Source organism: Pseudomonas sp. B3(2017) (genome assembly GCF_002113595.1).
Taxonomy (GTDB): Bacteria; Pseudomonadota; Gammaproteobacteria; order Pseudomonadales; family Pseudomonadaceae; genus Aquipseudomonas; species Aquipseudomonas ekonensis.
Map to the genome: position 1 here is coordinate 49,543 of NZ_NEIU01000014.1, position 20,409 is coordinate 69,951.

Here is a 20,409-nt window from a genome sequence, read left to right on the forward strand (position 1 = left end):
TTGACATTCGAATTTATCTCACTATAGTGGTGCGGGCCCTGCGTGGGGGGTCTGTCTGATGATTTCAAGCATAAATAGGAGGCCACATGGCTGACAAAAAAGCGCAGTTGATCATCGAGGGCGCAGCCCCCGTCGAGCTGCCCATTTTAACCGGCACCGTTGGTCCCGATGTTATCGATGTTCGGGGCCTGACGGCCACGGGCCGCTTCACGTTCGACCCAGGCTTCATGTCGACCGCCTCGTGCGAATCGAAGATCACCTATATCGACGGCGACAACGGCATCCTGCTGCACCGCGGCTACCCGATCGAACAGCTGGCCGAAAAGTCGGACTACCTGGAAACCTGCTACCTGCTGCTCAACGGCGAACTGCCGACCGCAGAACAGAAGGCCCAGTTCGTCGGCACCGTCAAGAACCACACCATGGTTCACGAGCAGCTGAAGACCTTCTTCAACGGCTTCCGCCGCGACGCCCACCCGATGGCCGTCATGTGCGGCGTGGTCGGCGCCCTCTCCGCCTTCTACCACGACTCCCTGGACATCAATAACCCGCAGCATCGCGAAATCTCCGCGATCCGCCTGGTCGCCAAGATGCCGACCCTGGCCGCGATGGTCTACAAGTACTCCATGGGCCAGCCGATGATGTACCCGCGCAACGACCTGTCGTACGCGGAGAACTTCCTGCACATGATGTTCAACACCCCGTGCGAGATCAAACCGATCAGCCCGGTGCTTGCCAAGGCCATGGACCGGATCTTCATCCTCCACGCCGACCACGAGCAGAACGCCTCGACCTCCACCGTGCGTCTGGCCGGCTCCTCGGGCGCCAACCCGTTCGCCTGCATCGCCGCCGGCATCGCCGCGCTGTGGGGCCCTGCCCACGGCGGTGCGAACGAAGCCGTGCTGACCATGCTCGATGAGATCGGCGACGTGTCGAACATCGACAAGTTCATCGCCAAGGCCAAGGACAAGAACGATCCGTTCAAGCTGATGGGCTTCGGTCACCGCGTCTACAAGAACCGCGACCCGCGCGCCACCGTGATGAAGCAGACCTGCGACGAAGTGCTGAAAGAACTGGGCATCCAGAACGATCCGCAACTCGAGCTGGCCATGCGCCTGGAAGAGATCGCCCTGACCGATCCGTACTTCATCGAGCGCTCGCTGTACCCGAACGTCGACTTCTACTCGGGGATCATCCTCAAGGCGATCGGCATTCCGACCAGCATGTTCACCGTGATCTTCGCCCTGGCCCGCACCGTCGGCTGGATCTCCCACTGGAAGGAAATGCTCTCCAGCCCGTACAAGATCGGCCGTCCGCGCCAGCTGTACACCGGCTACGAGTCGCGTGACATCACCAAGCTGGAAGACCGCAAATAAGACCTGTCTTGCGATAACGTCTTAGGCAGCACCCGAAACGGCCCCCATGAGAATGGGGGCCGTTTTGTTTTCCGGGCCTGGCCTTACCAGCGCTATCGCCAGCAGGCTGGCTCCCACAAAGGCCCAAGGCGCACACGAACGCTGCACAACACCACAAAACCCTGTGGGAGCCAGCCTGCTGGCGATGAGGCCGGCACATCCCCCACAGCCATCACGCCCTCCGCCCTTTCCCAGCAGCAAAAAAATGCCCCGATCTCTCGACCGGGGCATTTCACTTGCAGCTCAAGGCTTGTAGCTTGCGGCAGCCGTCAGTGCGACACCGCCCCGCTCGCCCCCAGACCGGTCTGCGAACGCACGAACTGCGGGAAGAACAGCGCACGCTCGTTCTCTGCGGCGGCCGACTTGTCGGTGACCGAGAAGAACCAGATGCCGATGAACGCGATGATCATCGAGAACAGCGCCGGGTACTCGTACGGGAAGATCGCCTTCTCGTTGTGCAGGATCTGCACCCAGATGGTCGGGCCGAGGATCATCAGGCCCACCGCGCTGACCAGGCCCAGCCAGCCGCCGATCATGGCGCCGCGGGTGGTGAGGCGCTTCCAGTACATCGAAAGCAGCAGCACCGGGAAGTTGCAGCTGGCCGCGATGGAGAACGCCAGGCCGACCATGAACGCGATGTTCTGGCTTTCGAACAGGATGCCCAGGCCGATGGCCAGGATGCCCAGCGTCACGGTGGTGATCTTCGAGACGCGGATCTCGTCCTTCTCGTTGGCCTTGCCCTTCTTGATCACGCTGGCGTACAGGTCATGGGACACCGCCGAGGCGCCGGCCAGGGTCAGGCCCGCCACCACCGCCAGGATGGTCGCGAACGCCACCGCCGAGATGAAGCCCAGGAACACGCTGCCGCCCACGGCATTGGCCAGGTGCACCGCCGCCATGTTGTTGCCGCCGAGCAGCGCGCCCGCCGCGTCCTTGAACGCCGGGTTGGTGCTGACCAGAAGGATCGCGCCGAAACCGATGATGAAGGTCAGGATGTAGAAGTAGCCGATGAAACCGGTGGCGTACAGCACGCTCTTGCGCGCTTCCTTGGCGTCGCTCACGGTGAAGAAGCGCATCAGGATGTGCGGCAGGCCGGCGGTGCCGAACATCAGCGCCAGGCCGAGGGAGAACGCCGAGATCGGATCCTTCACCAGGCCGCCCGGGCTCATGATCGCCTCACCCTTGGCGTGGACCTTCACCGCCTCGGAGAACAGGGTGTTGAAGTCGAAGTTGACGTACTTCATCACCATCAGCGCCATGAACGAGGCGCCGGACAGCAGCAGCACCGCCTTGATGATCTGCACCCAGGTGGTCGCCAGCATGCCGCCGAACAGCACGTACAGGCACATCAGGATACCGACCAGGATCACCGCGACGTGGTAGTCGAGGCCGAACAGCAGTTGGATCAGCTTGCCGGCGCCGACCATCTGCGCGATCAGGTAGAACGCCACCACCACCAGCGAACCGCAGGCCGACAACGTGCGGATCTGGGTCTGACCCAGGCGGTAGGACGCCACGTCGGCAAAGGTGTACTTGCCCAGGTTGCGCAGGCGCTCGGCGATCAGGAACAGGATGATCGGCCAGCCCACCAGAAAGCCGATCGAGTAGATCAGGCCGTCGTAGCCGGAGGTGAACACCAGCGCGGAAATCCCCAGGAAGGACGCCGCCGACATGTAGTCCCCGGCAATCGCCAGGCCGTTCTGGAAACCGGTGATCTTGCCGCCGGCGGCATAGTAGTCGGCCGCCGACTTGTTGCGCTTCGATGCCCAGTAGGTGATGCACAGGGTCGCGCCGACGAACACCACGAACATGACGATCGCGGAGACGTTCAGCGGTTGCTTGTGGACTTCGCCGGTCAGGGCGTCGGCGGCCCAGACGGCCGGCGCGAATGCAGAGATGCTCAGAAGAGCCAGTAGACGCCGGATCATTGCTGAGCCTCCTTGAGGATCGCGTTGTTCAGGTCGTCGAACTCGCCGTTGGCGCGACGCACGTAGATGCCGGTCAGGATGAAGGCCGAGACGATCAGCCCCACGCCGATGGGGATGCCCCAGGTGATGGACGAGCCGGCGCTGACCTTGGCGCCGAGCACCTGCGGACCGTAGGCGATGAGCAGGATGAAGCCGGAGTAGAGCCCTAGCATGATCGCCGAGAGTATCCAGGCGAACCGTTCCCTTTTCTTCACCAGCTCCTTGAAGCGCGGGCTGTTCTGAATCGAGAGGTAAATGCTGTCGTTCATTGTTGTTATCCTCGCAGCACAGATTTTTATTTTTGGAACATATCCACTGTATGCGGCTGCGGGAGAGCTTCCAGACGACCTTAGTAGTAGATGCCCATGACACTTTTGCCATTTTTGAGCACACACAAAAAACTGTGGGAGCGGGCTTGCCCGCGATGGCGTCGTGTCAGCCGACTGATCAGTCAACCGACAGAACGCTATCGCGGGCAAGCCCGCTCCCACAGGGTGTGCGGTATTGAGGTTACTTAGTCCAGTCGGCCACACGCTCCGGATGCTTGGCCACCCAGTCCTTGGCCGCCGCCTCAGGCTTGGCGCCGTCCTGGATCGCCAGCATGACCTGGCCGATCTCGTCCTTCGACGCCCACTGGAAATTCTTCAGGAACTTGGCGACTTCCGGCGCCTTGGCGTCCAGTTCTTTGCTGCCGATGCTGTTCACGGTCTCCGCCGCGCCGTACACGCCTTTCGGATCTTCGAGGAAGCGCAGCTTCCACTTGGCGAACATCCAGTGCGGCACCCAGCCGGTCACGGCGATGGATTCGTTCTTCTTCTCGGCACGGGTCAGCTCGGCGATCATGCCGGCGCCGGAACTGGCCTTGAGCTGATAGCCGGTCAGGCCGTAGTCCTTGATGGCCTGGTCGGTCTTGAGCATCACGCCTGAGCCGGCGTCGATGCCGACGATGCGCTTCTTGAAGCTGTCGTCGGTCTTCAGGTCTTCGATGGACTGGGCCTTCACGTACTCCGGCACGATCAGGCCGATCTTCGCGTCCTTGAAGTTGGGGCCGTAGTCGACGACCAGATCCTTGTTCTTGGCCCAGTATTCGCCGTGGGTCACCGGCAGCCAGGCCGAGAGCATGGCGTCGAGTTTACCGGTGGCGACACCCTGCCACATGATCCCGGTGGCGACGGCTTGCAGCTTCACGTCGTAGCCGAGTTTCTGCTTGATCACTTCGGCGGCCACGTGGGTGGTCGCGACGCTGTCGGACCAGCCGTCAACGTAACCGATGTTCAGTGTCTGTTTTTCAGCGCTGGCGAAAGTGGAGCCCATCGCAAGCGCCAGGGCGGCACCTGCGGCTAAAAGTCGTCGCATTTTCATCGTTACTTCCCCGAAATGCTGCGTCCGACGGATGCCGGACGGCGTCAACGTATTGTTATGGTGCACGGCGCCCCCATCACGCCTGACCGCAAACTCGTTCGAACATCAGCGGAGCACTGACGGCTTCGATCATCAACCCGGCGCCCCGCACGACCTGCTCTGCCAGCGACCTCGACGCAACGAGAAACGACATCAGAAGGCCATTAACCCGGCGCCGCAAAAACGTCTCGTGCAAACCGCCCGAACCTTGCATGCCAGAGCCCCGCAACCTGCAACCCGGGCCCGAATGCAGGTAAGATGCGTCGCTTTGCAGCCACCCGGCCCGACCATGTCCGCGACGTCCCGTTTCCCGATCCTTCCTTATCTGTGCGCCTGCCTGCTCGGCCTGCTCGCCCTGTGCGGCTTCTGGTACGGCCTGGGCAAACCGGCCGTCCTGCCGGACGCCGCCAGCGCGACCCACAAGCTGCAATGCGCGTCCTACACGCCGTTCGACAAGGATCAGTCGCCGTTCGACGTGCCGTTCAAGCTGCGCCCGGAGCGCATGGACGCCGACCTCGCCCTGCTCGCCACCCGCTTCCAGTGCATCCGCACCTATTCCATGACCGGCCTCGAAGCCCTGCCGGCACTGGCGCGCAAGCACGGCCTGAAGCTGATGATCGGCGCCTGGGTCAACAGCAACCCGGTGGACACCGAAAAGGAAGTCGACCTGCTGATCGCCTCGGCCAACGCCAACCCCGACGTGGTCAGCGCGGTGATCGTCGGCAACGAAGCGCTGCTGCGCAAGGAAGTCACCGGGGCCCAGCTCGCGCGGCTGATCAACAAGGTGAAAGGCCAGGTCAAGCAACCGGTGACCTACGCCGATGTCTGGGAGTTCTGGCTCAAGCACCCGGAAATCGCGCCGGCGGTGGATTTCCTCACCATCCATTTGCTGCCGTACTGGGAGGACGAGCCGTCGAACATCGACGCCGCCTTGCAGCACGTGGCAGACGTACGCCAGGTGTTCGGCAACCAGTTCGCGCCCAAGGACGTGCTCATCGGCGAGACCGGTTGGCCGAGCGAGGGTCGCCAGCGCGAGACCGCCGTGCCGAGCCGGGTCAACGAGGCCAAGTTCATCCGCGGCTTTGTCGCGATGGCCGAAAAGGAAGGCTGGCGCTACAACCTGATCGAAGCCTTCGACCAGCCGTGGAAGCGCGCGAGCGAAGGCGCGGTGGGCGGTTACTGGGGGCTGTTCGATGCCGATCGCCAGGACAAGGGCGTGCTGGAGGGGCCGGTGACCAACGTGCCGTACTGGAAGCACTGGCTGGCGGCGGGCGGGCTGATGTTCCTGGGTACGCTGTTCCTGGGCGGGCGCGTGCGCAGCACCCGGGCGGCGCTGGTGCTGCCGTTGCTGGGGGCGCTGGCGGCCTGCGCCATCGGCGCTTGGGGCGACCTGGCGCAGGTGACGGCACGGTTTGCCGGCGAATGGCTGTGGGCCGGCTTGCTGGCCGGGCTGAACCTGCTGGTCCTCGCCCACGCCGCGCTGAGCCTGAGCGCCCGTGATGGCTGGCGCGGGCGTTGGTTCGACGCATTGGAGCGCCGCGCCGGATGGCTGGTGGCGGCCGCCGGTTTCGCGGCGGCGGTGATGATGCTGGAGCTGGTGTTCGACCCGCGCTACCGCAGCTTCCCCAGCGCCGCGTTCGTGGTACCGGCGCTGGTGTACCTGTGCCGCCCGGTGCGTGTGCCGCGTCGCGAAACCGCCCTGCTCACCTTCATCGTCGGTGCCGGTATCGCGCCGCAGCTGTTCCATGAAGGGCTGCAGAACCAGCAGGCCTGGGGCTGGGCGCTGGTCAGCGGGTTGATGGTCGTTGCCTTGTGGCGGTGCCTGCGGGTTCGCCAGGGCTGAGCTTCGCCGCCTTCAACGACCTCATCGCGAGCAGGCTCGCTCCTACACTGGATCGAGATTCCCACGACAATCCTTGTGGGAGCCAGCCTGCTGGCGATGGCGCCAGCAGGGCGCCGCCTGGCCGGGCACGTCAGGCGCTGCGGGGCTCCCGGACCAGCCGCAGCCCGGCGATCACCACCGCGAACACCGCCAGCGTCGTGTTGTACAGCGCCAGCGCCGGCAGCCCGAACGCCAGCGCCAGCACCGCCAGCCACCACCCTGCCCGTCCCGGCAGGAGGAACCCGGCCACCGCCGTCGCGACAGCCGCCCAGCCCAGCGCCTTGAAGTGAATCAGCAGGCCCAGGTTCGAGCGCACCTGGCACTCCCAACGGCTCGCCTCATCGGCACAGATGCCGACCCACTGCCCGTCCTCCATGAAGCCGTAACGCGCGGCGTAACTGGCGGCGAACCACAACGGCAGCAGAACGAGCAGCGACAGCACCGGCAGGCGGCGGGACATGGAACACTCCAATCAACAAAAAACCGGCGGCCAGCTTAATCCGCCGGCCATCTTATGCAAGGACTAACAACACTTAACTGGCCTTCCCGTCCGCCCCGCGTGTATCGTCCGGCTACCATTACCCCGAATTCCGTCCGCTGGGTCGCGCAGCGTGGCACTTTGACGCAAATCCAGTGGTCATAGCCTGCGAACCTCTTTCGGCACCTTCCTTTTAAGGGATCCAGTCATGCTCCGTTCCTTGCGCTTCGCCGCCCTGTTAGGCGGCCTTATCCTGAGTGCGTCCGCGCCGGCGGCGGAAATCGACGCCGCCAGCTATGGCTACCCCTTGACCAACCCGTTCGAAGCGACCATCGCCACCACCCCGCCGGACCTGCGCCCGGACCTGCCGTCGGACGACGACATCCGCCAGTCCGACCGCAGCGTCACCCTGCGCCCCGAACGCGAATTCATCCTGCCGGACAACTTCTGGCCGGTGAAGAAACTCACCTACCGCATCGCCACCCAGGACAAGGCCGCCCCGCTGATCTTCCTGATCGCCGGCACCGGCGCGCGCTACGACAGCACCCTCAACGAGTACCTCAAGAAGCTCTACTACAAGGCCGGCTACCACGTGGTGCAGCTGTCGTCGCCGACCAGCTTCGACTTCATGAGCGCCGCCTCGCGCTTCGCCACGCCCGGCGTGACCAAGGAAGACGCCGAGGACATGTACCGGGTGATGCAGGCCGTGCGGGCGCAGAACCCGAAAGTGCCGGTCACCGACTACTTCCTGAGCGGCTACAGCCTCGGTGCGCTGGACGCGGCCTTCGTCGCCCACCTGGACGAGACCCGGCGCAGCTTCAATTTCAAGAAGGTCCTGCTGCTCAACCCGCCGGTCAACCTCTACACCTCGGTGACCAACCTCGACAAACTGGTGCAGACCGAGGTCAAGGGCATCAACAACAGCACCACCTTCTATGAGCTGGTGCTGGGCAAGCTGACCCGCTACTTCCAGCAGAAGGGCTACATCGACCTCAACGATGCCCTGCTCTACGACTTCCAGCAGTCCAAGCAGCACCTGAGCAACGAGCAGATGGCGATGCTGATCGGCACCTCGTTCCGCTTCTCGGCGGCGGACATCGCGTTCACCTCCGACCTGATCAACCGTCGCGGCCTGATCACCCCGCCGAAGTTCCCCATCACCGAGGGCACCAGCCTGACGCCGTTCCTCAAGCGTGCGCTGCAATGCGACTTCGACTGCTACATCACCGAACAGGTGATCCCGATGTGGCGCGCCCGCACCGACGGCGGCAGCGTGCTGCAGCTGATCGACCAGGTCAGCCTCTACGCGCTCAAGGACTACCTGCACGACAGCCCGAAAATCGCCGTGATGCACAACGCCGACGACGTGATCCTCGGCCCCGGCGACCTCGGGTTCCTGCGCAGGACCTTCGGCGACCGCCTGACCGTTTACCCGCTGGGCGGCCATTGCGGCAACCTTAACTACCGCGTCAACAGCGACGCCATGCTGGAGTTCTTCCGTGGCTAAATATCTTCTGCTGACCGCAGCGCTCCTCTGCGCAGGCATGGCCCAGGCCGACAACAGCAAGGCCAACGCACCGGTGGTGGTCGACAGCGACGGCTTCAAGGAGCCGCTGTCGAAACTCAAGTTCAACCCGGGCCTGGATCAGCGCGAGTTCGAGCGCTCGACGCTCAGCGCGCTGAACGTCTACGACCCGCTGGAGGAATGGAACCGCCGGGTCTACCACTTCAACTACCGTTTCGACCAATGGGTGTTCCTGCCGGTGGTCGACGGTTACCGCTACATCACGCCGGGTTTCGTGCGCACCGGCGTCAGCAACTTCTTCAACAACCTGGGCGATGTGCCGAACCTGATGAACAGCCTGCTGCAGTTCAAGGGCAAGCGCTCGATGGAGATCACCGCCCGCCTGCTGCTCAACACCACCATCGGCATCGCCGGCCTGTGGGATCCGGCCACCGCCATGGGCCTGCAGCGCCAGAGCGAAGACTTCGGCCAGACCCTGGGCTTCTACGGCGTACCGGGCGGCGCCTATTTCGTGCTGCCGATCCTCGGCCCGTCGAACCTGCGCGACACCGCCGGCCTGGCGGTGGACTTCAGCGCGGAGTCGGCGATCAACTTCCTCAACGTCTCCCAGGTCAGCGAAAACCACCCGGAAATCTGGGCGTTGCGCGCCGTCGACAAGCGCTACCAGACCCGCTTCCGCTACGGCCAGATGAACTCGCCGTTCGAGTACGAGAAGGTGCGCTACGTGTACACCGAATCGCGCAAGCTGCAGATCGCCGAGTAACCTCGGCGGCAACGAAAAAGGGCCATCCGACGCGCATCGGATGGCCCTTTTTCATGTCACTCAACCCTGTAGGAGCCAGCCTGCTGGCGATGAGGCCATGTCATTCACCCAGGCCCGGACTGACACACCGCCATCGCCGGCAGACCGGCCCCACAGAGGTCATGCGATCACCCTTTGATCGCCCGCCAGAGCTTGCCCACCACCGAAACCACCGCCAGCACCACCGCGCCCGCGACGATCCCCGCTGCGCCGTTCAACAGCAGCGGCACCGCGAACCCGGCGCCGCCAGCCGCCGCGCCCACGCTTTCGATCCAGTGATGCACCGCCGGCACGCCGTGGGTCAGGATGCCGCCGCCGACCAGGAACATCGCCGCCGTACCGACCACCGACAAGCCCTTCATCATGTACGGCGCCGCGCGCAGGATGCCGTTGCCGACGGTCTTGGCCATCTGCGCAGGCTTCTGGGTCAGCCACAGGCCCAGGTCGTCGAGCTTGACGATGCCGGCCACCAGGCCGTAAACGCCCACGGTCATGACCACGGCGATGCCCGACATCACGATCACCTGCTGGGTCAGCGAGGCGTCGGCGACGGTGCCGAGGGTGATGGCGATGATTTCCGCCGAAAGGATGAAGTCGGTGCGGATCGCGCCCTTGATCTTGTCCTTCTCGTAGGCCACCAGGTCAGTCGCTGGGTTGGCCACGGCCTCCGTCAACTGCGCGTGCCCGGCTTCGTCCTCGGCCTCGCTGTGCAGGAACTTGTGCGCCAGTTTCTCGAAACCCTCGAAACACAGGTACGCGCCGCCGACCATCAGCAGCGGCGTCACCAGCCACGGCACGAACGCACTGATCGCCAGGGCCGACGGCACCAGGATCAGCTTGTTGACGAACGACCCCTTGGCCACCGCCCACACCACGGGGATTTCCCGCTCGGCCCGCACGCCGGAGACTTGCTGGGCATTGAGAGCCAGATCATCGCCGAGCACCCCGGCGGTCTTCTTGGCGGCCATCTTGCTCATCAGCGCCACATCGTCCAGCACGGTGGCGATGTCATCGATGAGCACCAGCAGACTGCTTCCTGCCATGAATCATGTTTCCTTTTGTGAATAATGCTGCGCAGCATACGCGACCGCAGGCCACACGGGGCATTGTTGAGCGCCGCGCGAGGCCGGTGCTACCATGCGCAACCGCCAGAACAGGCAAGGAACCACCGGGTTTATGAGCACAATCCGCGAGCGCAACAAAGAACTGATCCTGCGTGCCGCCAGTGAGGAATTCGCCGACAAGGGCTTCGCGGCGACCAAAACCAGCGACATCGCCGCCAAGGCGGGACTGCCCAAGCCCAACGTCTACTACTACTTCAAGTCCAAGGAAAACCTCTACCGCGAGGTGCTCGAAAGCATCATCGTGCCGATCCTCCAGGCCTCGACCCCGTTCAACCCGGACGGCGTGCCCAGCGAAGTGCTCAGCGGCTACATCCGCTCCAAGATCCGCATCTCCCGCGACCTGCCCTTCGCCTCCAAGGTGTTCGCCAGCGAAATCATGCACGGCGCCCCACACCTGAGCGCCGACCTGGTCGAGCAGCTCAACGGCCAGGCCAAGCACAACATCGACTGCATCCAGACCTGGATCGACCGCGGCCAGATCGCCCCGGTCGACCCCAACCACCTGATGTTCAGCATCTGGGCCGCGACCCAGACCTACGCCGACTTCGACTGGCAGATCTCCGCCGTGACCGGCAAGGACAAGCTGGACGAAGCCGACTATGAAGCGGCGGCGCAGACGATCATCCGGCTGGTGCTCAAGGGGTGCGAGCCGGACTGACAGGTCGCGGCGACCGATTTGCTGGCAAGCCAGCTCCCACAGTTTTCTGTGTTGAACGCAAGGTTTGTGAACGACACAAAACCTGTGGGAGCTGGCTTGCCAGCGATAGAGGCAACCCGGTCTCAGCTCAAACCCAAACGGCATCCCACAGCGGATAGTCGCCAAGCTTCTCCACCAACCTTGCCCGCAATGGGTTGGCGACGACATACCGCGCCACCTTCACCAAATCTTCCTCCCGCCTCAGCGCCCGGTCGTGAAAGCCCTGCTGCCAAAGTGATCCGTTTCTACCGCTGGAAAGATTCACCTCCCGGGTTGCCAATGACTTGGTTTCCCGCATCAGCCTTCTGAGCGAACAGTTTTCCAGCGCCACCAGCCAATGAAAGTGATCTGGCATGACGACCCAAGCCAGAGAGCTCGCAATCCCGATCGTTTGTGCCCGGCGAAACTGCTGAACCACCAATCTGCCCAAGGCGAAATCGGCAAAAACCGGCTCGCGGTCAAGTGTGTTGGCGGTCAGCAGGTAGATGCGGTTGGGCTCGGCATAGCGGCCCGTTCGCAGACGATGTGAAGCTGGAAGATCCGGCAATCCGTTGCCCCTTTATGATGGCTTCCTCGGAAGGCTAGATCTTGGCGACCCGACTTGCAGGCCCGTCTTTTGTCTGGATGTGTCAGTCAGGCCGCCATCGCTGGCAAGCCAGCTCCCACAGTTTTCTGTGTTGGACGCAAGGTTTGTGAACGACACAAAACCTGTGGGAGTTGGCTTGCCGACGATGACTTTCGATCAGACGCCGCCGATCAAGCCACCACCCCCGCATCCGCCCGCAGGTCCAGCGCCTCGACCGCCTTGATCGCCACCTGCTCGTCCACATCCGACAGATCGCCGCTGATGCCGATCGCACCCAGCACGTTCCCCGCCTGATCGCGGATCAGCACGCCGCCCGGCGCGGGTACCACGCTGCCCTGGCCCATGCTGTTGAGCGCGGCGATGAACGCCGGGCGCTGCTGGGCGTCGAGCGCCAGCAGGCGCGACCCCTTGCCCAGGGCGATGGCGCCCCAGGCCTTGCCGATGGCGATGTCCGGGCGCAGCAGGCTTGCGCCGTCCTCACGCTGCAGGGTGACCAGATGGCCGCCGGCGTCGAGCACCGCGACCGTCAGCGGCGCGGCGGAGATCGCCCGCCCTGCGCCGATGGCTTCATTGACCAGGTTGACTGCGGTTTTCAAGGTTAAAGCGCTCATGGTGCCGTCCTCATTTTGTTATTGGGAAAGCCGTTGGGCTGCGCGCTTGTGCCGCAGTCCGATGCCACAAATAGAACACAATGAATAATTTATTTGTATACAATAATTCTCGAAAATCGCCACATGCGACGAAAAGCCACAGCAGAATCGGCTTCCGACGAATGAAACGGGTGCTTGAGAAAATGGATTGACCTGTATCGCTCGCCGTGAATACACTCTGCGCAAAGCCACTTGTATACAATTACAAAACGTAAAGAGGCACAAAACCATGAGCAAAATGAGAGCAATCGAAGCCGCCGTTCTGGTGATGCGCCGCGAAGGGGTCGATACCGCTTTTGGCATTCCGGGCGCGGCGATCAACCCGCTGTATTCCGCCCTGCAAAAAGTCGGCGGCATCGATCACGTCCTCGCCCGCCACGTCGAGGGCGCCTCGCACATGGCCGAGGGCTACACCCGCACCAAGGCCGGCAACATCGGCGTGTGCATCGGCACCTCCGGCCCCGCCGGCACCGACATGGTCACCGGCCTCTACAGCGCCTCCGCCGACTCGATCCCGATCCTCTGCATCACCGGGCAAGCGCCCCGCGCCCGCCTGCACAAGGAAGATTTCCAGGCCGTCGACATCACCAGCATCGTCAAGCCGGTGACCAAGTGGGCGACCACGGTCCTGGAGCCGGGCCAGGTGCCTTACGCGTTCCAGAAGGCCTTCTACGAAATGCGCTCCGGCCGTCCGGGCCCGGTGCTGATCGACCTGCCGTTCGACGTGCAGATGGCCGAAATCGAATTCGACATCGACGCCTACCAGCCGCTGCCGCTGCTCAAGCCGAGCGCCACCCGCGTGCAGGCCGAGAAGGCCCTGGCCCTGCTCGACCAGGCCGAGCGTCCGTTGCTGGTGGCCGGCGGCGGCATCATCAACGCCGACGCCAGCGAACTGCTGGTGGAATTCGCCGAGCTGACCGGCATTCCGGTGATCCCGACCCTGATGGGCTGGGGCACCATCCCGGACGACCACCCGCTGATGGTGGGCATGGTCGGCCTGCAGACCTCGCACCGCTACGGCAACGCCACGATGCTCAAGTCCGACGCCGTGCTGGGCATCGGCAACCGCTGGGCCAACCGCCACACCGGTTCGGTGGACGTCTACACCGAAGGCCGCAAGTTCATCCACGTCGACATCGAACCGACCCAGATCGGCCGCGTGTTCACCCCGGACCTGGGCATCGTCTCCGACGCCGCCAGCGCGCTGACCGTGTTCATCGAAGTCGCCCGCGAGTGGCAAGCCGCCGGCAAGCTGAAGAACCGCAGCGCCTGGCTGCAAGATTGCCAGCAGCGCAAGGCCAGCCTGCAGCGCAAGACCCACTTCGACAACGTGCCGGTCAAGCCGCAGCGCGTGTACGAAGAAATGAACCAGGTGTTCGGCAAGGACACCTGCTACGTCAGCACCATCGGCCTGTCGCAGATCGCCGGCGCGCAGTTCCTGCACGTCTACAAGCCGCGTCACTGGATCAACTGCGGCCAGGCCGGCCCGTTGGGCTGGACCATCCCGGCGGCGCTGGGCGTGGTGAAGGCCGATCCGAACCGCAAAGTCGTGGCCCTGTCGGGGGACTATGACTTCCAGTTCATGATCGAGGAGTTGGCGGTCGGCGCTCAGTTCAAACTGCCTTACATCCACGTCGTGGTGAACAACTCGTACCTGGGGCTGATCCGTCAGGCCCAGCGCGGGTTCGATATGGACTATTGCGTGCAGCTGTCCTTCGATAACCTGAACGCGCCGGAGCTCAACGGTTACGGCGTCGACCACGTCGCGGTCGCCGAAGGCCTCGGCTGCAAGGCCCTGCGCGTGTTCGAACCGGCCGGCATCGCCCCGGCCCTGCGCCAGGCCGAACAGTTGATCGAAGAGTTCAAGGTGCCGGTGATCGTCGAGATCATCCTGGAGCGTGTGACCAACATCTCCATGGGCACCGAGATCAACGCCGTCAACGAATTCGAAGACCTGGCGCTGGTCGGCAACGATGCACCGACGGCGATCTCGCTGCTCGATTAACGGCTGACCGCTTTCCCGGTAGGAGCGAGCCTGCTCGCGATGAGGCCGGCACATCCGACATGGATGTTGTCCGGGCCATCGCTGTCGCCAGCAGGCTGGCTCCCACAGGGGACCTGCACATACTTAAGGGAGACCACCATGCCGCGTTTCGCAGCCAACCTGTCCATGCTGTTCACCGAACAGGATTTCCTCGCCCGTTTCGACGCCGCCGCCAAGGCCGGCTTCAGCGGCGTCGAATACCTGTTCCCCTATGATTTCAGCTCGGCCGAGATCAAGGCCAAGCTCGACGCCAACGGTCTGACCCAAGTGCTGTTCAACCTGCCGGCCGGCGACTGGGCCAAGGGCGAGCGCGGCATCGCGTGCCTGCCGGACCGGGTCGAAGAGTTCCGCGCCGGGGTCGACCTGGCCATCGCCTACGCCCAGGTGCTGGGCAACACCCAGGTCAACTGCCTGGCCGGCATCCGCCCGCAGAGCGTGGACGACGCCACCGTGGAAAAGACCTTCGTCGCCAACCTCAAGTACGCGGCCGACAAGCTGCAGGCGGCGGGCATCAAGCTGGTGATGGAGGCGATCAACACCCGCGACATCCCCGGCTTCTACCTGAACAACACCGCGCAGGCCCTGTCGGTCCGCGAGCAGGTCGGCAGCGCGAACCTGTTCCTGCAGTACGACATCTACCACATGCAGATCATGGAAGGTGACCTGGCCCGCACCCTGCAATCGCACCTGGACGAGATCAACCATGTTCAGCTGGCGGACAACCCCGGCCGTCACGAGCCAGGCACCGGCGAGATCAACTACCGCTTCCTGTTCGAACACCTGGACCGCATCGGCTACCAGGGCTGGGTCGGTTGCGAGTACAAGCCGCTGACCACCACGGAAGCGGGCCTGGGCTGGCTCAAGACCCACAACGCTATTTGAGCGAACCCCACAAAACCCTGTGGGAGCGGGCTTGCCCGCGATGGCGGCAGCACACACGACAAACAGGTTGCCTGATCCACCGCCATCGCTGGCAAGCCAGCTCCCACACTGAATCGGCTGCGTCCCTAAGGCTGCCTTGCAGCATCAGAACAACAAGAGGATTTTCTCATGGCTAAAATCGGATTCATCGGCACCGGCATCATGGGCCACCCAATGGCGGCGAACCTGCAGAAAGCCGGTCACAGCCTGTTCCTGTCGGCGCACCACGACGCCGCCCCCGCCGACCTGGTGGCCGCCGGCGCCGTCGCCCTGGCCAACCCGAAGGAAGTGGCCCAGGAAGCCGAATTCATCATCGTCATGGTGCCGGACACCCCGCAGGTCGAAGACGTTCTCTTCCGCGCCGACGGCGTCGCGGCCGGCATCGGCAAAGGCAAGGTGGTCATCGACATGAGCTCGATCTCGCCGACCGCCACCAAGGCCTTCGCCGCCAAGGTCAACGAGAAAGGCGCGCAGTACCTCGACGCACCGGTGTCCGGCGGTGAGGTCGGCGCCAAGGCCGCGACCCTGAGCATCATGGTCGGCGGCGAGACCGATGCGTTCGAGCGCGCGCTGCCGCTGTTCCAGGCCATGGGCAAGAACATCACCTTGGTCGGCGGCAACGGCGACGGCCAGACCGCCAAGGTCGCCAACCAGATCATCGTGGCCCTGAACATCCAGGCCGTGGCCGAAGCCTTGCTGTTCGCCTCCAAGAACGGCGCCGACCCGGCCAAGGTGCGCGAAGCGCTGATGGGCGGCTTCGCCTCCTCCAAGATCCTCGAAGTCCACGGCGAGCGCATGATCAAGGGCACCTTCGACCCGGGCTTCCGCATCAGCCTGCACCAGAAGGACCTGAACCTGGCCCTGCAAGGCGCCAAGGAGCTGTCGATCAACCTGCCGAACACCGCCAACGCCCAGCAAGTGTTCAGCACCTGCGCGGCCATCGGCGGCAGCAACTGGGACCACTCGGCGCTGATCAAGGGTCTGGAACACATGGCCAACTTCTCGATCCGCGACAAGCAGTGATCCCTGCCTGAACCGGTGGGAGCCAGCCTGCTGACGATGGAGTCGGCGCGGTGTGTCTGACCGACCGCTGCGCCTGAATCGCCGGCAAGCCCGCTCCCACAGGGATGCGCGTCGCTCTGTCCAATAACAAGAATTCCGGGAGCCCGTCATGTCGGTCGATCCGCAACAACTGCTGCGCGAGCTGTTTGCCACAGCCATCGACGCGGCCCATCCGCAACACGTACTCGAAGCGCACCTGCCCGCCGACCGCACCGGCCGCGTGATCGTCATCGGCGCCGGCAAGGCTGCGGCCGCCATGGCCCAGGTGGTCGAGCGCTGCTGGCAGGGCGAGGTCTCGGGCCTGGTGGTGACCCGCTACGGCCACGGCGCCCCGTGCGAAAAAATCGAGGTGGTCGAAGCCGCGCACCCGGTGCCGGACGCCGCCGGCCTGGCCGTGGCCCAGCGCGTGCTGGCCCTGGTCAGCGACCTGACCGAAGCCGACCGGGTGATCTTCCTGCTGTCCGGCGGCGGCTCCGCGCTGCTCGCCCTGCCCGCCGAAGGCATTACCCTGGCCGACAAGCAGTCGATCAACAAGGCCTTGCTCAAGTCCGGCGCCACCATCGGCGAGATGAACTGCGTGCGCAAGCACCTCTCGGCGATCAAGGGCGGCCGCCTCGGCAAGGCTTGCTGGCCGGCCACCGTCTACACCTATGCGATTTCCGACGTGCCCGGCGACCTCGCCACCGTGATCGCCTCCGGCCCCACCGTGGCCGACCCGAGCACGTCCGCCGAAGCCCTGGCCATCCTCAAGCGCTACGGCATCGAAGTGCCGGCCTCGGTGCGCACCTGGCTGCAGAGCCCCGAGTCGGAAACGGTCAAACCCGGCGACCCGAGCCTGGCCCGCAGCCATTTCCGACTGATCGCCCGCCCGCAGCAGTCGCTGGAAGCGGCGGCGGTGAAATGCCGGCAGGCCGGCTTCAGCCCGCTGATCCTCGGCGACCTGGAAGGCGAATCCCGCGAGGTGGCGAAAGTCCACGCCGGCATCGCCCGCCAGATCATCCAGCACGGCCAGCCGCTGGCGGCGCCTTGCGTGATCCTCTCCGGCGGCGAGACCACCGTCACCGTGCGCGGCAACGGCCGCGGCGGGCGCAACGCCGAGTTCCTGCTGAGCCTGACCGACAGCCTCAAGGGCCAGCCCGGCGTCTACGCGCTGGCCGGCGACACCGACGGCATCGACGGTTCGGAAGACAACGCCGGCGCCCTCATGACCCCGGACAGCTACGCCCGCGCCGCGGCCCTGGGCCTGAGCGCCAGCGACGAGCTGGACGACAACAACGGCTACGGCTACTTCGAGGCGCTCGATGCGCTGATCGTCACCGAACCGACCCGCACCAACGTCAACGACTTCCGCGCCATCCTGATCCTCGAGAGCCCTAAACATGACGCCTGACAAAAAAGTCAAAATCCTCGCCACCCTGGGCCCTGCCGTCGACGGCATCGACGACATCCGCGAATTGGTGGAGGCCGGCGTCAACATCTTCCGCCTCAACTTCAGCCACGGCGACCACGCCGACCACGCCAAGCGCTACCAGTGGATCCGCGAGGTCGAGCGCCAGCTCAACTACCCGCTGGGCATCCTGATGGATCTGCAAGGCCCGAAGCTGCGGGTCGGCAAGTTCGCCGAGGGCAAGGTGCAGCTGCACCGCGGCCAGGCGTTCCGGTTGGACCTGGACGCCACCCCGGGCGACCAGCGCCGGGTCAACCTGCCCCATCCGGAGATCATCGCCGCGTTGGAAGCGGGCATGGATCTGCTGCTCGATGACGGCAAGCTGCGCCTGCGCGTGGTGACCAAGTACTCCGACGCCATCGACACCACCGTGCTCAACGGCGGCGAGCTGTCGGACCGCAAAGGGGTGAACGTGCCGCAGGCAGTGCTCGACCTCAGCCCGCTGACGGCCAAGGACCGCCGCGACCTGAGCTTCGGCCTGGAACTGGGCGTGGACTGGGTGGCGCTGTCGTTCGTGCAGCGCCCCGAAGACATCCGCGAAGCCCGGGCGCTGATCGGCGACAAGGCGTTCCTGATGGCGAAGATCGAAAAACCCTCGGCGGTGCAGCAACTGCGGGAAATCGCCGAGCTGAGCGACGCGATCATGGTGGCCCGCGGCGACCTGGGCGTGGAAGTGCCGGCCGAGAGCGTGCCGCAGATCCAGAAGAACATCATCGGCACCTGCCGCCAGCTCGGCAAACCGGTGGTGGTGGCCACGCAGATGCTCGAATCGATGCGTTTCTCGCCGGCGCCGACCCGCGCCGAAGTCACCGACGTGGCCAACGCCGTGGCCGAAGGCGCCGATGCGGTGATGCTGTCGGCGGAGACCGCCTCCGGCGAATACCCGCTCGAAGCCGTGCAGATGATGAGCAAGATCATCCGCCAGGTGGAGAACGGTCCGGACTACCAGACCCAGCTCGACGTCAGCCGGCCGAAGGCCGAGGCCACCGTGTCCGACGCGATCAGTTGCGCCATCCGCCGCATCAGCAACGTGCTGCCGGTGGCGGTGCTGGTCAACTACAGCGAATCCGGCGCTTCCAGCCTGCGTGCGGCACGGGAACGGCCGAAGGCGCCGATCCTCAACCTGACGCCGAACCTGCAGACCGCCCGGCGCCTGAGCGTCGCGTGGGGCATCCATTCGGTGGTCAACGACCGGCTGCGCCAGGTCGACGAGGTCTGCTCCACCGCCCTGGAGATCGCCCAGGCTCAAGGCATGGCCGAACGGGGCGATACGCTGCTGATCACCGCCGGTGTGCCGTTTGGCCAACCGGGATCGACTAACTCGTTGCGGATCGAGACGTTGATCTAGCGACTGCACCGGCCTCTTCGCGGGCAGGCCCGCTCCCACATCGGTTTTGTGTCGCCCACAGAACCGACAATGAACAGAGATTCAGTGTGGGAGCCAGCCTGCCGGCGACAAGGACGACCCGGTTTCACTGACTTTCAGAACTGCCATGCCTGCCAACCATTTCAACACCCACTGCCCCGACTGGGCCGAGGCCTTGCTCAACGGCTTCAGCCAGATCTTCCTCCAGCGCCATCCGCTCTGCGGGTTGCTGTGCCTCCTGGCGATCCTGCTGACCGCGCCGGTGCTGTTCGCCGGCGCCCTACTCGGCGCCGTCGCCGGCCTGCTCACCGCCCAGCGCCGCAACTACGCCAAGGCGGATCGCCAGGCCGGCCTGTTCAGCTACAACGGCGTGCTCATCGGCCTGCTGCTGAGCCTGTACTTTCCCTGGTCGCCGATGTTGCCGCCGCTGATCCTGGCGGCCGGCGGACTGAGCGCGATGATCACCCAGCAGTGGCTCAAGCGCGTGAGCCTCAAGCAATGCCTGCCCGCCTACACCGCACCGTTCGTGATGCTGGGCTGGATCGCCTTGACCTTCGCCGAACCTGCGACGCCTGCGCCCGCCCCCGAAACGAACGCCGTCAACCTGATCGGCGCGGCGCTCAACGGCTTCGGCCAGGTGATGTTCCTCGACCATCCGCTGGCCGGCGCCTTGATCGCCGCCGGCCTGTTGCTCGCCGACCGCCGTGCGTTCGGTTGGGCCCTGCTGGCGTCGGCCATCGGCCTGGGCGCCAGCCTGCTGCAGCACGACAGCCAGACCGCCCTGCTCGGCCTGGGCGGCTACAACGCCGTGCTGGCCGCCCTCGCCTTCAGCGCCCAGCGCCGGCAACCGTGGCTGCCGCTGGCGGGCATCGGCCTGGCCTTGCTGACGCCGCCGCTGTTCGGCGCGCTGGGGCTGGCGCCGCTCACGGCGCCGTTCATCCTCGCCTGCTGGCTGCTGCGCACCGGCACCCGCCTGACCGGTGCGACCGAAGCGAACGCCGCGCCTTGCGCTCACGGGGAGAATCAACCTAGGCTGCGCTGA

Annotated in this window: 18 protein-coding genes; 11 read left to right on the forward strand and 7 right to left on the reverse strand. The window is 64.7% G+C overall.

The window, feature by feature from the left end; genetic code table 11:
- Nucleotides 1–86 precede the first annotated feature (86 nt).
- Nucleotides 87–1,376 (forward strand): citrate synthase, encoded by a 1,290-nt coding sequence (gene gltA, locus CAG33_RS19815; RefSeq protein ID WP_007959044.1) that lies wholly within the window; start codon nt 87–89, stop codon nt 1,374–1,376.
- Between the two features lie 308 nt (nt 1,377–1,684).
- Here gltA and CAG33_RS19820 read toward each other — a convergent pair whose 3' ends face one another.
- The 3 genes from CAG33_RS19820 to CAG33_RS19830 form a co-directional block, all read right to left on the reverse strand.
- A complete protein-coding gene (locus CAG33_RS19820) occupies nt 1,685–3,343 on the reverse strand; it encodes a cation acetate symporter (RefSeq protein WP_085631178.1) in 1,659 nt (552 codons plus the stop codon).
- On the reverse strand, nt 3,340–3,651 hold the full coding sequence (locus CAG33_RS19825; protein ID WP_085577749.1) for a DUF485 domain-containing protein: 312 nt from the start codon (nt 3,649–3,651) through the stop codon (nt 3,340–3,342). Before CAG33_RS19825 ends, CAG33_RS19820 begins: the two co-directional genes overlap by 4 nt.
- Nucleotides 3,652–3,892: 241 nt before the next feature.
- Entirely contained in the window at nt 3,893–4,744 is an 852-nt protein-coding gene (locus tag CAG33_RS19830) for a glycine betaine ABC transporter substrate-binding protein (RefSeq protein WP_085577750.1), read from the reverse strand.
- A 286-nt stretch (nt 4,745–5,030) separates the two neighbouring features.
- Here CAG33_RS19830 and CAG33_RS19840 point away from each other — a divergent pair, with 286 nt between their 5' ends.
- Nucleotides 5,031–6,626: a glycosyl hydrolase family 17 protein gene (locus CAG33_RS19840; RefSeq protein ID WP_085640241.1), complete on the forward strand. Its 1,596-nt coding sequence runs from the start codon at nt 5,031–5,033 to the stop codon at nt 6,624–6,626.
- Nucleotides 6,627–6,756: 130 nt separating this feature from the next.
- Here the strand turns inward: CAG33_RS19840 and CAG33_RS19845 are convergent, their stop codons facing one another.
- Complete coding sequence (locus CAG33_RS19845) at nt 6,757–7,125, reverse strand: hypothetical protein (protein WP_085640244.1); 369 nt, start codon at nt 7,123–7,125, stop codon at nt 6,757–6,759.
- 226 nt (nt 7,126–7,351) lie between these two features.
- Here CAG33_RS19845 and CAG33_RS19850 point away from each other — a divergent pair, with 226 nt between their 5' ends.
- Complete coding sequence (locus CAG33_RS19850) at nt 7,352–8,650, forward strand: serine/threonine protein kinase (protein ID WP_085577753.1); 1,299 nt, start codon at nt 7,352–7,354, stop codon at nt 8,648–8,650.
- Nucleotides 8,643–9,431 (forward strand): VacJ family lipoprotein, encoded by a 789-nt coding sequence (locus CAG33_RS19855; protein ID WP_085577754.1) that lies wholly within the window; start codon nt 8,643–8,645, stop codon nt 9,429–9,431. Before CAG33_RS19850 ends, CAG33_RS19855 begins: the two co-directional genes overlap by 8 nt.
- Before the next feature lie 167 nt (nt 9,432–9,598).
- Here CAG33_RS19855 and CAG33_RS19860 read toward each other — a convergent pair whose 3' ends face one another.
- Nucleotides 9,599–10,513 carry a DUF808 domain-containing protein gene (locus tag CAG33_RS19860; protein WP_085640247.1) on the reverse strand — a complete coding sequence of 305 codons (915 nt, stop codon included), beginning with the start codon at nt 10,511–10,513 and terminating at the stop codon, nt 9,599–9,601.
- Between the two features lie 133 nt (nt 10,514–10,646).
- Between CAG33_RS19860 and CAG33_RS19865 the strand changes: the two genes are divergently transcribed.
- Nucleotides 10,647–11,252 carry a TetR/AcrR family transcriptional regulator gene (locus CAG33_RS19865; RefSeq protein ID WP_085577756.1) on the forward strand — a complete coding sequence of 202 codons (606 nt, stop codon included), beginning with the start codon at nt 10,647–10,649 and terminating at the stop codon, nt 11,250–11,252.
- A 127-nt stretch (nt 11,253–11,379) separates the two neighbouring features.
- On the opposite strand, the gene CAG33_RS19870 is transcribed toward CAG33_RS19865, so the two are convergent.
- Nucleotides 11,380–11,838: a transposase gene (locus tag CAG33_RS19870; RefSeq protein ID WP_085577757.1), complete on the reverse strand. Its 459-nt coding sequence runs from the start codon at nt 11,836–11,838 to the stop codon at nt 11,380–11,382.
- A 209-nt stretch (nt 11,839–12,047) separates the two neighbouring features.
- Complete coding sequence (locus CAG33_RS19875) at nt 12,048–12,488, reverse strand: heme-binding protein (protein WP_085577758.1); 441 nt, start codon at nt 12,486–12,488, stop codon at nt 12,048–12,050.
- 268 nt (nt 12,489–12,756) lie between these two features.
- Here CAG33_RS19875 and gcl point away from each other — a divergent pair, with 268 nt between their 5' ends.
- From gcl to CAG33_RS19905, 6 genes are all read left to right on the forward strand, one after another.
- Entirely contained in the window at nt 12,757–14,532 is a 1,776-nt protein-coding gene (gene gcl / locus CAG33_RS19880; RefSeq protein ID WP_085577759.1) for a glyoxylate carboligase, read from the forward strand.
- Nucleotides 14,533–14,670: 138 nt separating this feature from the next.
- Complete coding sequence (hyi, locus tag CAG33_RS19885) at nt 14,671–15,453, forward strand: hydroxypyruvate isomerase (protein WP_085577760.1); 783 nt, start codon at nt 14,671–14,673, stop codon at nt 15,451–15,453.
- A gap of 168 nt (nt 15,454–15,621) precedes the next feature.
- Nucleotides 15,622–16,515, forward strand: coding sequence for a 2-hydroxy-3-oxopropionate reductase (locus tag CAG33_RS19890; protein ID WP_085640250.1), 894 nt, complete (start codon nt 15,622–15,624; stop codon nt 16,513–16,515).
- A 148-nt stretch (nt 16,516–16,663) separates the two neighbouring features.
- Nucleotides 16,664–17,944, forward strand: a complete 1,281-nt coding sequence (locus CAG33_RS19895) for a glycerate kinase (protein ID WP_085577762.1) — start codon at nt 16,664–16,666, stop codon at nt 17,942–17,944.
- Entirely contained in the window at nt 17,934–19,349 is a 1,416-nt protein-coding gene (gene pyk / locus CAG33_RS19900; protein WP_085577763.1) for a pyruvate kinase, read from the forward strand. Before CAG33_RS19895 ends, pyk begins: the two co-directional genes overlap by 11 nt.
- Nucleotides 19,350–19,494: 145 nt before the next feature.
- Nucleotides 19,495–20,409: an urea transporter gene (locus CAG33_RS19905; protein ID WP_085577764.1), complete on the forward strand. Its 915-nt coding sequence runs from the start codon at nt 19,495–19,497 to the stop codon at nt 20,407–20,409.